Origin of the sequence: Kribbella qitaiheensis, from assembly GCF_042657745.1 — a bacterium.
GTDB classification, from domain to species: Bacteria; Actinomycetota; Actinomycetes; order Propionibacteriales; family Kribbellaceae; genus Kribbella; species Kribbella qitaiheensis.
Map to the genome: position 1 here is coordinate 122,212 of NZ_JBHSKE010000025.1, position 13,875 is coordinate 136,086.

Consider the following 13,875-nt stretch of genomic DNA (forward strand, 5'->3'; position numbering starts at 1 on the left):
TCCTTGCCAACAGCAACTTCCCCGACGGCGGCGGAGCTGGGCTAACGGCTCGCGGGTGCGGGGTCAGGGCCTTCGGGCAGCCAGTCCTGTACCAAGATCTCGTCGCCCACAGCGATTCGCCCCGACGTGAGCACCGCCGCCTTCATGCCGAAGCTGACGCCGCCGCCGTAGTCGGGCTGCCGCCGGTACCGCGCGAGGGTGCGCGTCGGCTCGGGTCCATTCTTCTCCCCCGTGGCCTGGTTCACCGTCGGTACTGCGCAGCGGATCGCGCGAGCGGCGTACCCGAACTCCACCTCGCCCGCGGACGCGCGCAGCACCTTGTCCTCGGTGTGCGGCTCGTCCCAGCCGGAGACGACGAGGTTCGGCCGGAAGCGGTTCATCGGGATGGGGCCGCCGCCCGTCTCCACGATCCGCTCGTTCAGGCCGTCCAGGGACGCCAGCGAGGTGATCAGCAGCGCGTGCGCGTCGCCGAACCCGGTCTGCCCCTTGTACACGCCCCAGCCTGGCCGCTCGTGCTCGGGCGTCACCCGCACCAACCCGGCGGGCTTCCCGATCCGCTCGGAGAACCACTCGTCCGCGGCCGGGTCCTGGACCACGCCGGCGCCGAACCACTTGCCGAACAGGCTCACGTCGCGCCGCTTCCCGTCGTACGCGACCGGTACTTCGAGGTCGTCGACGCCGTCGGCGGACAGCCTCAGAGCCTCGCCGTCACCGAGGACGGTGACGCGCAGCGGAGCCATCGCGGGCACGCTGCGCTGGCTGAGAAAGGTGCCGTCGGGCTCGACCAGCATGAAGCTCCGGTCGTGCAGGAGGCCCGTCGGTGTCACCTCGGCATGCTCGACGGACACCCCGGCGAGACCTTTCACCGGGTAGTAGGTCAGGGCAGCGACTCTGGCGACGGACACCCGGCAAAGCTACCCGGAGTCACCCCTGTCCCGCCCGCCTGTTGACCGAACCTGACCGCAGATTGTCCAGTTCTCCGGGCTCGAGCGTTATCTGCCGAAGGTGCCGGACGGCGCGGCCGGCGACACGAAGCCCTCCGAGTCCGTCAACGGATTCGCCTTCCCCGCCAGCTCGCCCAGCGGCATCACGTCGTACGGCGGTTGCGCGCGTCGCCCGGGCGCGACCAGATCGGGGACGGACCGCGGTGATGCCACCAGCACGGCGTTGCCGAAACCCTTGCCCCGCAGGACCTTGCGCTCGGCGAGCACCACGCCGTCGCCGACTCCGCTCCGCATGGTCGCGGCGACCCGCCGGACGAACGCGAGCCCAGCCGTCCCGTCGATCAGGTTGAGTACGACGACCCCGCCGGGACGCAGTACGCGGGTGCAGTGCAGGGCGAACTCGAGCGTGACCAGGTTGGCCGGGACCGCCTCGTGCACGAAAGCGTCGACGATGACCAGGTCGACGGAGTCCTCGTAGATTTCGGCGATACCGGCCCGGCCGGTGACGCCGCGGACCTTGATCCCGGCCCGCTTCGGCAGCGGCAGGGTCTCCCGGACGAACTCGGTCAGGTCCTCGTCCGGTTCGAGCACGATCTGGCGGGACCTGGGCCGCGTGGCCGCGACGTACCGGGGCAGGGTGAGCCCGGCGCCGCCGATGTGGACCACGGAGACGGCCTGGCGTCGCGGAGCGAAGGCGTCGAGCACGTCACCGATCCGGCGGACGTACTCGAAGGACAGGTGGGACGGGTCGGCCAGGTCGACCTGGGACTGCAGCGAGCCGTCGACGCGCAGGACGAACGTCCCGTCCGCCTCGGCCTCGACCGTCGCCGTCCCGGTGGCGACCTTGCGCTCGATCATCAGCTCATCTAACCAGCCCGCCGGGCGGCGCCGCCGTCGGCCGAACTCCCGACAGCGGCGACCGCCCGTCAGACCGCTGTCAGCGGGACTCGGCCTCCGCGGCCACGACGATGTCGGTGTTGTCGGAGAACAACCCGTCGATGCCCGCCTGCCGGTACGCCGCGATCTCGCCGAACAGGTTGCCGGACTCGGCGGCGACCGTGGAGCTGCGGAAGTTCACCGGCAGGAAGCTGTTCTCCACCCGGAACGTGTAAGGGTGGACGACCAGCCCGGCCCGGTGCGCGTCCCGGACGAGTGCGGTCGGCGTGCCGAGCTTGCCGGTGGCGTCGACCGGGATGACCTGGTCCTTCGACGGACCCACCCCATCGGCGTACCGGGCGACGTCGCGGAGCCCATTGGCGCTGACGATGTCGGCGTACGTGCGCGGGTCACCACTGGCCACGAAGTCGTACGGTGCGCCGGCGGAGCTGGTCAGCTGCACCAGCGGGATCCGGAGCTGCTTGTCCAGCGCCTTGAGGTTCGCCACCTCGAAGGACTGCACGAACACCTTCGCGTCGGGCCGGTTCAGGCCGTTGCGGTTCAGCGTCTTCACCAGTTCCGGCTCGAGCGCGAGGCCCTGCTGCTGGAAGTACGTCGGGTGCTTGGTCTCCGGGTAGATGCCGATCGGCCGGTCGAGCTCGCGGGACAGCCGCTTCGTCAGGTCGATCACCTCTTGCAGGGTGGGGATCTGGTAGTGCCCGTCGAACACGGTGTTGTGCTGCCGGACCGCCGGGATCCGCTCCTTCGCGCGGAGCGTCTTGAGCTCCTTCAGGGTGAAGTCCTCGGTGAACCACCCGGTCAGCGGCGTACCGTCCAGCACCTTGGTCTTCTTCCGGGCGGCGAACTCCGGGTGCGTGGCGACGTCCGTGGTGCCGCCGATCTCCGGCTCGTGCCGGGTGACGAGCACGTGGTCATTCGTGGTGACCAGGTCAGGCTCGATGTAGTCGGCGCCCATCCGGGCGGCCAGCTCGTACGACGCCAGCGTGTGCTCGGGCCGGTAGCCCGAGGCACCGCGATGCCCGACGATGACGAAATCGTCGTGCTTACCGGAGGTTTGAGTGGAGACCTGAGCAGGGGCCTGGACAGCCGTCGGCTGGGAGGTGGTCTGGTCGGTCACCTGCGGCACGAGGACCGCGGCGCCGACGGCGAGGACCGTGGCGGTGATCGGGACGAACCGGCGGGGCAGCACCGCTCGCATCATCGTGATTCTCCTTACATATCAGGGACTGTGCTCACCCTCAGGCGGTGTGGCGACCCCCGGGCGGCATACCGGCGTCCACCCGACGTCCGGCGGGTGAACGGCAAGCCGCGGGCCGGTAATGGATGCGGCGGCCGGCGGGTGAAGGGATCGGGCGGGAGGTTGGTGGACTGGTGGTGGGGATCACCTGCCCCACCGTCGCTCAGCGGCGCGGGACTTGCTAGCGTCCGAAGGAAATCCGTCGATGAAACCTCTTGAGGAGCGTGTCGTGAGCAATACACCCGTGAAGGTCGCCGTCACCGGCGCCGCCGGCCAGATCGGCTACAGCCTGCTGTTCCGCATCGCGAGCGGTGCGTTGCTCGGCCCGGACACGCCCGTGGAGCTCCGGCTGCTGGAGATCACCCCGGCCCTGAAGGCGCTCGAGGGTGTTGTGATGGAGCTCGACGACTGTGCTTTCCCGACCCTGGCAGGGGTAGAGATCGGCGACGACGCGGACACCATCTTCGACGGCGCGAACGTGGCCCTGCTGGTCGGCGCCCGCCCCCGGACCAAGGGGATGGAGCGCGGCGACCTGCTGGAGGCGAACGGCGCGATCTTCACCGTCCAGGGCAAGGCGCTGAACGAGCACGCGGCAGACGACATCCGGATCACCGTGACCGGCAACCCGGCCAACACCAACGCGCTGATCGCCCGCAGCAACGCCCCGGACATCCCGGCCGAGCGGTTCTCCGCGCTGACCCGGCTGGACCACAACCGCGCGCTGGCGCAGCTCGCGAAGAAGACCGGCTCCCACGTGACCGACCTCAAGAAGCTGACGATCTGGGGCAACCACAGCGCCACGCAGTACCCGGACATCTTCCACGCCGAGGTGGCCGGCAAGAACGCGGCCGAGGTCGTCAACGACCAGGGCTGGCTGGAGAACGACTTCATCCCGACCGTGCAGAAGCGCGGCGCGGCGATCATCGAGGCCCGCGGCGCCTCGTCGGCCGCGTCCGCCGCGGCGGCGACCGTCGACCACGCGCGCGACTGGCTGCGCGGCTCGGCCGACGGCGACTGGCTGTCGATGGCTGTCGTCTCCGACGGCTCGTACGGCGTCCCGGAGGGGCTGATCTCCTCGTTCCCGGTGACCACCAAGGACGGGAACTACGAGATCGTCCAGGGCCTGGAGATCAACGACTTCTCCCGCGCCCGGATCGACGCCAGCACCAAGGAGCTCGGCGAGGAGCGCGACGCGGTCCAGGCGCTCGGCCTGCTCGGCTGACCCCGATAAATCAAAGGAACCCCCGGGGAACTTCCCCGGGGGGTTTCTTTTGCTCGACGCAGTTGGTTGCCTACGGCAATGGCGTCAGTTGGGGACGATCAGCCCGAGCAGGAGGATCGCGGCGCCCACACCCAGCAGGAGCAAGGTGTCGAACATGCGGCTGCGGACATGCAGCAGGCCGGCCGCGTTGTCGCTGAGGCCGGCCCGGAGCAGCGCGGCGAGCAGCACCCCGCCGGAGAAGATCAGTACTCCGTTGCGCCAGTCGTAGAAGGTGAGGATCACCAGACCGACGGCGCACACCGCCAACGACAACGCCAGCGGCCACTCACTGCGCCGCTCGGCCACGCCCGCCATCACCCGGCCTGGTCTGGCTGAACTGCTGTGGACTGGGCGGCTTCGGCGGCTTCGACCACGTTGGTCAGCAGCATCGCCCGGGTCATCGGGCCGATCCCGCCCGGCATCGGGGCGATCCAGCTCGCCACCTCGCGGGCCGCGGCCTCGATGTCGCCGACGAGCTTGCCCTCCGCGCTGCGGCTGATGCCGACGTCCAGCAGCACCGCGCCCGGCTTCACCATGTCCGCCGTGATCAACCCGGCCGACCCGGCCGCCGCGATCACGATGTCACCGGTACGAACCACCGCGGCCAGGTCCCTGGTGCCGGTGTGGCACTGGGTCACGGTCGCGTTCTCGGACTTCCGGGTGAAGAGCAGCCCCATCGGGCGTCCCGCGGTGACACCCCGGCCGATGACGACCACGTGCGCCCCGGCGATCGGTACGTCGTACCGGCGGAGGAGCTCCACGCAGCCCTTGGGCGTGCACGGCAGCGGGCCGTCCTGGCCGAGCACCAGCTTGCCGAGGCTGACCGGGTGCAGGCCGTCGGCGTCCTTGGCCGGGTCGATCAGCCCGAGGATCTCGTTGGTGTCGACGTGCTTCGGCAGCGGCAGCTGGACGATGAAGCCGGTGCACGCCGGGTTCTCGTTGAGCTCGACGACCTTGGCCGCGATCTCGTCCTGGGTGGCCTCGGCGGGCAACTCGACCTCGATCGACGCGATCCCGACGGCCGCGCAGTCGCGGTGCTTGCCGGCCACGTAGGCGCGGCTGCCCGGATCGTCCCCGACCAGAATGGTGCCCAGCCCGGGCACGACGCCCTGTTCGGCCAGTTTCGCCACCCGGACCGTGAGCTCGCTCTTGATCGCCGCCGCGGTCGCCTTGCCATCCAGAATCTGCGCCGTCACGAGGTAAGAGTCTGCCACGCGCCGATCGGGCGTCTGGCACGTACCACCAGCGAGATGCCCGGCAGCCCGCTGACCGGCAGATACCGCTCACCGGCGATCACCGCGCTCAGGAACATGTTCACGGCCGCCGGCATCTCCGTCAGATCACTGCCCGTACTGCGCTTGCGGCGCCAGGCGGCGACCGGACGGAGCAACACGTTCCAGGACCGGATGTCCTCGATCTCCAGTCCGGCCGAGTGGAGCAACCGAACCAGTTCGTCACGGTCGTAGCGGCGAACGTGGTCGACCGCCACGTCATGCGCGCTCCACAGCTTCATGTCGCACGGCACGGCGATCAGCGCGACGCCGCCGGGACGCAGGATCCGGAAGATCTCGGCGGCGGCGAGACTGTCGTCCGTCAGGTGCTCGAGAATGTCGTAGGCGACCACCAAACCATGGGACTGGTCGGCCAGCGGCAGGCGCCTGGCGTCGGCCCGGATCACGGGGATGCCGCGCTCATGGGCGACCTGTGCGCCCTCCTCGCCGTACTCGAGCGCGGTCGCGGCCCACCCGTGGGCGCGCAGCACCCGCGTGTTGCCCCCGCCTGCCGCGCCGATGTCGAGTGCCTGGGACTGCCCGTCGCCCCTGGCTGCCATCGCCCTGAGCTGACGGGCGAGCAGCGCCCGGCGTTCGCGGTACCACCAGTGCTTGTCCTCGACCGCGACCAGCTTGCGTATCTCAGTCCCTTCCACAGAGCGAACGCTACAGTCTCCGGCGTCCAACCCTGACACGTGAGGTGGGGCACACTCCTGACCGATCGGTTGATTCCTGGCCGATCGGTCAGGAATATGGGAGTCATGGCGACCACCACCCCTGTCCGGGAGCGCACCCGGCGCGAGATCGTGCAGCAGGCGATGGTGCTGTTCCAGAGCAAGGGCTACAGCGCGACCTCGCTGCAGGACATCGCGACCGCCGCCGGCTGTTCCAAGGCCACCGTGCTCTATCACTTCAACGGCAAGCCCGCGGTGCTGTCCGCAGTACTGGAGCCGTCGCGAGCTGCCCTGGCCGAGTTGAACGCGGCGGCCGCCGAACTGCCTCCGGCGGAGGCTCAGGAGCTGGCGATCACCCGGTTCGTGGAACTCGCGGTCGAGTTCCGGGGTGTGGTCAACGTGCTCCAGGACGTACTGCCGACGATCGACGAGATGCCCGAGTTCAGGGACCTGATCGCCGCCGGCCTGCGGCTCACCGAGTTCCTGGCCGGCAGCGACGACCCGCTCGAGCGGGCGCTGGCCGAGTTCGCCATCAACGGGCTGCTCGGCGAGTGCCGGCACCCGGGCGAGCGCACCGACGCCGAACTGCAAACGCTCTGCGACACGGCCCTGCGCCGAATACTGCGGCTGCCCGACTGAGCCTGCTGTCCCCGCCCCGCGACTCCTGCTGTTTCCCGCCTGTACCAGCGAACGGACGCACTTCTGATGGCCAATCTCCTGTACCGGCTCGGCCGGTTCTCGTACCAGCGCCGCCGGCTCGTGGCCGCGATCTGGACGTTCGTGCTCGTGCTGCTGGGAGTCGGCGCGCTGACGCTCGGTGGCCAGACCTCGAACACCTTCTCGATCCCCGGCACCGAGTCGCAGCGCGCCCTGGACGCGCTGGCGAAGGATCTGCCCGCCGCCAGCGGGGCCTCGGCGACCGTGGTGGTGAAGGCGCCGGCCGGCAAGACGCTGACCGACCCGGCCGTCAAGGCCGCGGTCGGCGCGACCGTTGCCAAGGTCAACCAGTTGCCCGAGGTCGTCGGCGCGGTCGATCCGTTCACCAGCAAGGCGATCAGCCCGGACGGCGCGACCGGCCTGATCAGCGTCCAGTTCGCCAAGCCGGCCGATGAACTGGCGAAGACGAGCACCGAGGCGTACGACCACCTGAAGGCGCTGAGCTCGGGCGATCTGCAAGTGGTTCCGGGTGGGCAGATCGTCGGCGGTCCGCCGGAGATCGGCTCGACCGAGGTGATCGGCGTCGCGATCGCGGCCGTCGTCCTGGTGGTGACCTTCGGCTCGCTGGTGGCCGCGGGAATGACGTTGCTGACCGCGCTGATCGGCGTACTCGCGGGCATGGCCGGGTTGTTCCTGATCACCTCGGTGGTGGACGTCTCCTCGACGGCGCCGATCCTGGCGTTGATGCTCGGGCTCGCGGTCGGGATCGACTACGCGCTGTTCATCAGTTCCCGGCATCGCACCCAACTGGCGGCCGGGATGGATGAAGAGGAGTCGGTCGCGCGAGCTACGGCGACCGCCGGTTCGGCCGTGTTGTTCGCCGGCGCCACCGTGGTGATCGCCCTTGCCGGCTTGAGTCTGGTGGGTGTCCCGTTCCTCACGGCGATGGGACTTGCCGCCGCCGCGACGGTGTTGACCGCAGTACTGGTCGCGTTGACGTTGCTGCCCGCGATGCTCGGGTTCATCGGCCGGCGGGTGCTGCCGCGGAAGGTCCGGAAGACCGCGGCGACGCCTGCCACCGAGGGGTTCGGGTTCCGCTGGGCCCGGCTGGTGACCCGCTTCCGCATCCCGGTCGTTGCCGTCGGCATCATCGGGTTGGGAGTGCTGTCGATTCCCACGCAGGACATGCGGCTGGCTCTTCCGGACGGCGCGTCCGCTGCCGCCGGGACGAACCAGCGGGTGGCCTACGACCTGGCGGCGGCTGCTTTCGGCCCTGGGTCCAACGGTCCGCTGGTGGTCGTGGTGAAGAGCGACAGTGCGGCGACGACCGGCGGCCTGGTCGAGCAGGTGACGGCCAAGAGCAAGGGCCTCAAGGACGTCGTCGCGGTGACGCCCGGACCGGGCAACGCCGACGGTTCCACCCGGCTGGTCAGTGTGATCCCGGCGAGCGGTCCCGCGTCGGAGCAGACGGCTGACCTGGTGAAGGATCTGCGGACCGCCGTCCATCCGCTGGCCTCGGGAGACGCTTCGATCTCGATCACCGGTAACACCGCGGTCGGCGTCGACGTGTCGAACAAGCTGACCTCGGCGCTCCCGACGTACCTGCTGGTCGTGATCGGGTTGTCGTTCCTGCTGTTGCTGCTGGCGTTCCGGTCGGTGCTGGTCCCGCTGAAGGCGACCCTCGGGTTCCTGCTCACCATCGGCGCCACCTTCGGCATCACCGTCGGAGTGTTCCAGAAGGGCTGGGGCGCTTCACTGCTCGGCGTGGACTCACCCGGGCCGCTGGTCAGCTTCCTGCCGATCATCATGATGGGCGTGCTGTTCGGCCTGGCGATGGACTACGAGGTGTTCATCGTGTCCCGGGTCCGCGAGGAGTTCGTGCACGGCAAGCAGGCCACCGAGGCGACGATCGCCGGGGTCGGACACGGCGCCCGGGTGGTGACGGCCGCCGCGCTGATCATGGCCGCGGTGTTCGCCGGCTTCATCCTGGTCGACGATCCGATCATCAAGACGATCGGCTTCGGCCTCACCATCGGCGTACTGATCGACGCCTTCGTGGTCCGGATGACGCTGGTCCCGGCCGTGCTCACCCTGCTCGGCGACCGCGCCTGGTTCTTCCCGAAGTGGCTCGACCGGATCACCCCCAAGGTCGACATCGAGGGCGAGAACCTGCGCGCCGCCACTCCGAAGCCTGCCGACAAGGACCTCGTCAGCGTCGACTGACCCCTCACGCGCGGGACGGAATGTCCGAGGGGTTGTCACGGTTGGAGCGGTTAGTTTATTCTTTAACTACCTACGAGCGAGGAGACCCGCCATGCCCGCCGTGACCGTCAGCGACATCACCGTGCTGCCCCGCGTCCACCAGCCCGACCCGGCCGTCGCGAACGAGCGCGCGGTCCGGTCGGTGACGTCCGCGCCCAGCGGCTTCGAGGGTGAGGGTTTCCCGGTCCGCCGCGCCTTCGCCGGCGTGGACATGCGGGACCTGGACCCGTTCATCCACATGGACCAGATGGGCGAGGTGGAGTACGCGCCGGGCGAGCCGAAGGGCACCCCGTGGCACCCGCACCGCGGCTTCGAGACCGTCACCTACATGCTCGACGGGATCATGGAGCACCAGGACTCCCAGGGCGGCGGCGGTGTCATCTCCAACGGCGACACCCAGTGGATGACGGCCGGTAGCGGCCTGCTCCACATCGAGACCCCGCCGGAGCACCTGGTGCTCAGCGGCGGCCTCTTCCACGGCATCCAGCTCTGGGTGAACCTGCCGAAGGCGCAGAAGTGGGCGGCCCCGAAGTACCAGGACATCCGCGGCGGTGACTCCGCCCTGCTGTCCACTGCGGACGGCGGCGCGCTGATCCGCGTGATCGCGGGCTCGGTCGACGGCCACGACGGCCCGGGATCGACGCACACCCCGATCACGCTGGTGCACGCCACGGTCAGCCCGGGCGCCGAGCTGGTGCTGCCTTGGCAGCCCGATTACAACGCGCTCGTCTACGTCCTGGCCGGTCAGGGCACGGTCGGCGCCGAGCACCGGCCGATCCGCAAGGGTCAGCTCGCGGTCTTCGGCCCCGGCGACACGATCCGTACGGCGGCCGCGTTGTCCCAGCCGCAGGCGGAGCCGAACCTGGATGTGCTCGTCCTCGGCGGCCGCCCGATCCGCGAGCCGATCGCGATGGCCGGCCCGTTCGTGATGAACACGCGCGCCGAGGTGGTCCAGGCCTTCGAGGACTTCCAGGCCGGCAAGCTCGGCTCCATCCCCGCGGTCCACGGCGCTCCGACGGAGCTCCGCGAGTCCAACTGACTCCCTTGCGTTGCGTCCGAAGAACCTGAGGCCCTGACCCACGGTTCTTCGGACGCAACGCTTCCAGCCTCCTCCAGCAGCGGGTGTGCACGCCGTCGAGGAGCTGACCTTCGAGGTGCCGTCCGGGCAGGTAACCGGCTTCCTCGCGCCCAACGGCGCGGGAAAGACGACAACGCTGCGGATGGCGCTTGGCCTGGTCCGCCCGACGGCTGGTGAGGCACTGATCGGAGGGCATCGGTACGGCAAGCTCGCCCAGCCACGGCGCGTCGTGGGCGCGCTGCTCGAGGCGACCGGTTTCCACCCCGGGCGCCGGGGCCGGGACCACCTCCGCGTGCTCGCGCAGCCGGTCGGCGTGCCGGCCGGGCGGGTTGACGAGGTGCTCGAGCTGGTCGGGCTCACCGAGGCGGCGGACCGCCGGGTGAAAGGCTATTCGCTGGGCATGCGGCAGCGGCTCGGCCTGGCTTCGGCACTTCTCGGGGATCCGGAGGTGCTCATCCTCGACGAGCCGGCCAACGGGCTCGACCCTGCCGGTATCGCCTGGACGCGCGACCTGCTCCGGAAGGAAGCGAAGGACGGGCGCGCGATCCTCGTCTCCAGCCATGTGCTCAGCGAGGTGGCACAGACCGTCGATCAGGTCGTGATCGTGCATGAGGGCAGGCTCCGGTTCGCCGGCGCTCTCGACAGCCTCGGCGAGGACTCGCTCGAGACCGCCTTCCTCAACCTGACCGGCGCACGGTGAAGGAGTGGATCATGACCGGGATCAAGAACGAATTCCTCAAGCTTCGCACCGTCCGTAGCCCGCTGCTTGTGCTGGCTGCCGCGCAACTGGTGGTGCTGGCAGGTGTCAGCGGACTCTTCGTCAACGGTGCGGACCTCGGCGACCCGGCGACACCGTTGCGAGCGGTCGGGCATGCCGGCCTCGTCTCGATCGTCTCCCTGGTGCTGGGCATCGTCGGCATCGCGGGCGAATACCGGCACAAGACCATCACCGACACCTACCTCGGTACGCCGCGGCGCGGGCGGGTGATCACCGCGAAGCTCGCGGTGTATGCCGCCGCAGGTGCCGTCCTCGGTCTGGTCAGCTCCCTGGTGGCCTTCGGTGCGACCGCACTCTGGCTCTCCGGGAAGGGCAGCTCGCTCGACCTGTCCGACCCGGCACTCTGGCGGACGATGGCAGGCTGCGTGATCTGGAACGCGTGCTTCGGCGCGATCGGGGTAGGACTGGGCGCGCTGATCCGCAACCTGGTCGGCGCCGTCGCCGCGGCACTGGCCTGGATCGCCCTGGTCGAGGGCATCGTCGTCCAGCTCGTCGGAGGCTTCGACCGCTGGCTGCCGTTCAACAGCGGGCTGGCGCTGGAGGGTGTGCCGGCACCTGCCGTCGACCTCCTGCCACGGTGGGGCGGCGGGCTGGTGCTCGCCGCGTACGCGCTGTTGTTCGCGCTCGTCGCGGTGTCGACTACGGTTAGGCGCGATGTCTCCTAGACGCGCCAGAGCCGTGCGGGGCCGGGTCGGCGATGACCCGGCCACCGCGCTGCGCGAGCACCTGATCGACACCGCCGAGAAGCTGCTCGGCGAGCGGCAGGTCTCCACCATCACGACCCGCGACATCGCCCGCTCGGCCGGGGTTTCCGACGGCGTGCTGTACAACTACTTCGGGGCCAAGCACGAACTTCTCATCGCCGCCCTGCTCCGCCGGTACGCCGGGTCGGTAACCCGGTTCGACACAAACCTGCCGGTTGCCGGCAGCGGCACCGTCGAGGACAACCTCATCGCCTACGCGCAGGCTGCGGTGGACCTGGTCACCGAGACCCTGCCGACCGTGGCCGGCCTGATGTCGGAGCCGGCTCTGCTGCACCGGTTCATCGAAGAGATCCACCGGCAGCCGCTCGGCCCGAACCGCATGCACCAGCCCATCGCCGACTACCTCACCGCCGAGCAGAAGCTAGGCCGCCTGGGCGCGTTCGACGTCGAATCCGCCACCCTGCTGATCATGGGCCCCACCATCATGATGGGCTTCACCGCGCTCGTGGCCGGCGCCTCCCGCGAGGCGCTCGCCGACCAGATCCCGGGGATCATCCGGACGTTGCTCGCTGGTATCCAGGTCCAACCCTCGGGATAAAGACCCGGGTGGCCTCCCTGATCAGACCGACAGGCTCCGCCGATCAGGGGAACTGACGGACAGAGCGGAGATCGCCCTCTGGGTCTCGTCGTACATCGCCTGGGCGTCGTCGTGCGTCAGACCGATCGCGGTGAGCCCGACGCGCCCGTCGACCGCCAAGCAGGACAGCATGTGGAGGACGACGCCGGTCTTCCTGTGACGGTCGAACTGAAGACCTGCCTCGGCGACCGCACGGATCACGTCCGCAGGTGGCAGACCGAGCCAGGCCGGGTCGACCAGGTTGTCAGTCGCGACGTAGCACCGGGACGACCCGTCGGCCGTGCACCAGGTCCCGGCCATCGGGTCGTAGCGCCCAGGGACGAGGTTCCGCAGCGCGGCGTACGGGTGGGTCGTCCCGCCCTTGCGTAGGTTGATTTCCAGCGCATACAGGTTCCACTGGTCGGCGGCATCCCGTACGGCGAAGAAGTCCACGCTCAGCCGGCCGACGACACCGCGAGGCGCGAGCAATCGGCCGACTGCCTCCGCGTACGTCGCCAGCGTCGCCGCGTAAGCCGCATCGGCCGGGAAATGGCAGCCCCGGTAGATCTGATGGCTGGTCCCGCCGAGCACTTGTTCGTGCGTGGCCAGGACGGTCACCTCGCCATCCGGGGAGATGTCGACCTGGACACTCGGGCTCGTGGCGTGTGCACCGGTGACGAGTTCCTCGACGACACTGCCGAGAGCAAGATCCGCGAGGTACCAAGCCGGCATCGCCTCAAGCTGTGAGCGGATCGCCGCGTCGGGCAGCCGCCGGCCTGCGAGGTCGCGCAACTGGACGACCTGATTGCCGTCGCCCGCGCCGCTGTCGTCGTGCTTGACGACGACCCCCTGAGCCGCCGGCCGCTCGAGCTGGATGGCGGCGATCGCGGCACACACCTCGTCAACGCTCCGCACGTCCTCGCGGCCGACCGGCGTCGGCACGCGCGCAACCCGGAACAGCCGCCGGCCCGCGCCTTTGAAGCCGAGCGGCCACAGGTCAGGTGCCGTCCCGTTGATCGGGGCATCCAGGCGCACAGCGATCCCGACCTCGTGCTGAGTGACGTTCCACGGTTCGATGAAGGCCGGCCGCCCCCCGATCATCGCCCGGAGGCGACGGATCAGATCCGGCCGATCCAGGAGCTTCTCCGCAACCGAACGGGCACTGGGGTCATCGACTGTGACGATCCGCAGGCGGGAGCGAGCGTCGGCCCTGCGCCCTTCCGGCGCCAGCGAGACGTAGTAGTCGAGCACTTCATCGGAAGGCAGGTCGGAGCAGATGAAGATCATCTCGCACTGCTCGATCCGCGGCAGCATCAGCGAAGCCAGCAGGTACCGGTGCTCGAGTGCCGGGATCCGCGTCGCATAGTGCGACAACATCGATTCGCTGAGGCTGAACGACGGGAGCGCAACGAGTACGTGAGGGGATCCCCCGGGATGGTTCATCGACCACACTGGTCCGAGCTCGCCTTGCAGGTCGGAGAAGTCCCTCATACAGC

Annotated in this window: 14 protein-coding genes; 7 read left to right on the forward strand and 7 right to left on the reverse strand. The window is 69.5% G+C overall.

All coding sequences use genetic code 11. The features are described 5' to 3' along the window. Positions 1 to 41: 41 nt before the first annotated feature. The 3 genes from ACFPJ1_RS20570 to ACFPJ1_RS20580 all read right to left on the reverse strand — a co-directional run bounded on the left by ACFPJ1_RS20570 (position 42) and on the right by ACFPJ1_RS20580 (position 3,042). On the reverse strand, positions 42 to 905 hold the full coding sequence (locus ACFPJ1_RS20570) for an MOSC domain-containing protein (protein WP_380106068.1): 864 nt from the start codon (positions 903 to 905) through the stop codon (positions 42 to 44). A gap of 87 nt (positions 906 to 992) precedes the next feature. Further along, a complete protein-coding gene (locus ACFPJ1_RS20575) occupies positions 993 to 1,802 on the reverse strand; it encodes a spermidine synthase (RefSeq protein WP_380106070.1) in 810 nt (269 codons plus the stop codon). Between the two features lie 79 nt (positions 1,803 to 1,881). After that, on the reverse strand, positions 1,882 to 3,042 hold the full coding sequence (locus ACFPJ1_RS20580; protein WP_465261080.1) for a glycerophosphodiester phosphodiesterase: 1,161 nt from the start codon (positions 3,040 to 3,042) through the stop codon (positions 1,882 to 1,884). 265 nt (positions 3,043 to 3,307) lie between these two features. Between ACFPJ1_RS20580 and ACFPJ1_RS20585 the strand changes: the two genes are divergently transcribed. Further along, a complete protein-coding gene (locus tag ACFPJ1_RS20585; protein WP_380106072.1) occupies positions 3,308 to 4,300 on the forward strand; it encodes a malate dehydrogenase in 993 nt (330 codons plus the stop codon). 84 nt (positions 4,301 to 4,384) lie between these two features. On the opposite strand, the gene ACFPJ1_RS20590 is transcribed toward ACFPJ1_RS20585, so the two are convergent. From ACFPJ1_RS20590 to ACFPJ1_RS20600, 3 genes are read right to left on the reverse strand one after another with little or no spacing between them, the layout of a single operon-like run. Further along, positions 4,385 to 4,654 carry a DUF3017 domain-containing protein gene (locus ACFPJ1_RS20590; RefSeq protein WP_380106074.1) on the reverse strand — a complete coding sequence of 90 codons (270 nt, stop codon included), beginning with the start codon at positions 4,652 to 4,654 and terminating at the stop codon, positions 4,385 to 4,387. Continuing rightward, positions 4,654 to 5,535, reverse strand: coding sequence for a bifunctional methylenetetrahydrofolate dehydrogenase/methenyltetrahydrofolate cyclohydrolase (locus ACFPJ1_RS20595; RefSeq protein WP_380106076.1), 882 nt, complete (start codon positions 5,533 to 5,535; stop codon positions 4,654 to 4,656). Before ACFPJ1_RS20595 ends, ACFPJ1_RS20590 begins: the two co-directional genes overlap by 1 nt. Continuing rightward, positions 5,532 to 6,266, reverse strand: a complete 735-nt coding sequence (locus ACFPJ1_RS20600) for a class I SAM-dependent methyltransferase (RefSeq protein WP_380106078.1) — start codon at positions 6,264 to 6,266, stop codon at positions 5,532 to 5,534. The genes ACFPJ1_RS20595 and ACFPJ1_RS20600 overlap by 4 nt, the downstream gene beginning before the upstream one ends. Positions 6,267 to 6,371: 105 nt before the next feature. Between ACFPJ1_RS20600 and ACFPJ1_RS20605 the strand changes: the two genes are divergently transcribed. The 6 genes from ACFPJ1_RS20605 (at position 6,372) to ACFPJ1_RS20630 (ending at position 12,361) form a co-directional block, all read left to right on the forward strand. Continuing rightward, positions 6,372 to 6,923, forward strand: coding sequence for a TetR/AcrR family transcriptional regulator (locus tag ACFPJ1_RS20605; protein ID WP_380106080.1), 552 nt, complete (start codon positions 6,372 to 6,374; stop codon positions 6,921 to 6,923). Between the two features lie 66 nt (positions 6,924 to 6,989). Continuing rightward, positions 6,990 to 9,164 (forward strand): MMPL family transporter, encoded by a 2,175-nt coding sequence (locus ACFPJ1_RS20610; protein WP_380106082.1) that lies wholly within the window; start codon positions 6,990 to 6,992, stop codon positions 9,162 to 9,164. Between the two features lie 91 nt (positions 9,165 to 9,255). Next, positions 9,256 to 10,242, forward strand: coding sequence for a pirin family protein (locus ACFPJ1_RS20615; protein WP_380106084.1), 987 nt, complete (start codon positions 9,256 to 9,258; stop codon positions 10,240 to 10,242). Positions 10,243 to 10,327: 85 nt separating this feature from the next. Beyond that, on the forward strand, positions 10,328 to 10,981 hold the full coding sequence (locus tag ACFPJ1_RS20620; RefSeq protein ID WP_380106085.1) for an ABC transporter ATP-binding protein: 654 nt from the start codon (positions 10,328 to 10,330) through the stop codon (positions 10,979 to 10,981). Positions 10,982 to 10,992: 11 nt separating this feature from the next. After that, complete coding sequence (locus tag ACFPJ1_RS20625) at positions 10,993 to 11,724, forward strand: ABC transporter permease subunit (protein ID WP_380106087.1); 732 nt, start codon at positions 10,993 to 10,995, stop codon at positions 11,722 to 11,724. Continuing rightward, positions 11,714 to 12,361 carry a TetR/AcrR family transcriptional regulator gene (locus tag ACFPJ1_RS20630; protein ID WP_380106089.1) on the forward strand — a complete coding sequence of 216 codons (648 nt, stop codon included), beginning with the start codon at positions 11,714 to 11,716 and terminating at the stop codon, positions 12,359 to 12,361. The genes ACFPJ1_RS20625 and ACFPJ1_RS20630 overlap by 11 nt, the downstream gene beginning before the upstream one ends. Before the next feature lie 21 nt (positions 12,362 to 12,382). Here the strand turns inward: ACFPJ1_RS20630 and ACFPJ1_RS20635 are convergent, their stop codons facing one another. Beyond that, positions 12,383 to 13,870 carry a peptide ligase PGM1-related protein gene (locus ACFPJ1_RS20635; RefSeq protein WP_380106091.1) on the reverse strand — a complete coding sequence of 496 codons (1,488 nt, stop codon included), beginning with the start codon at positions 13,868 to 13,870 and terminating at the stop codon, positions 12,383 to 12,385. Positions 13,871 to 13,875: the final 5 nt, after the last annotated feature.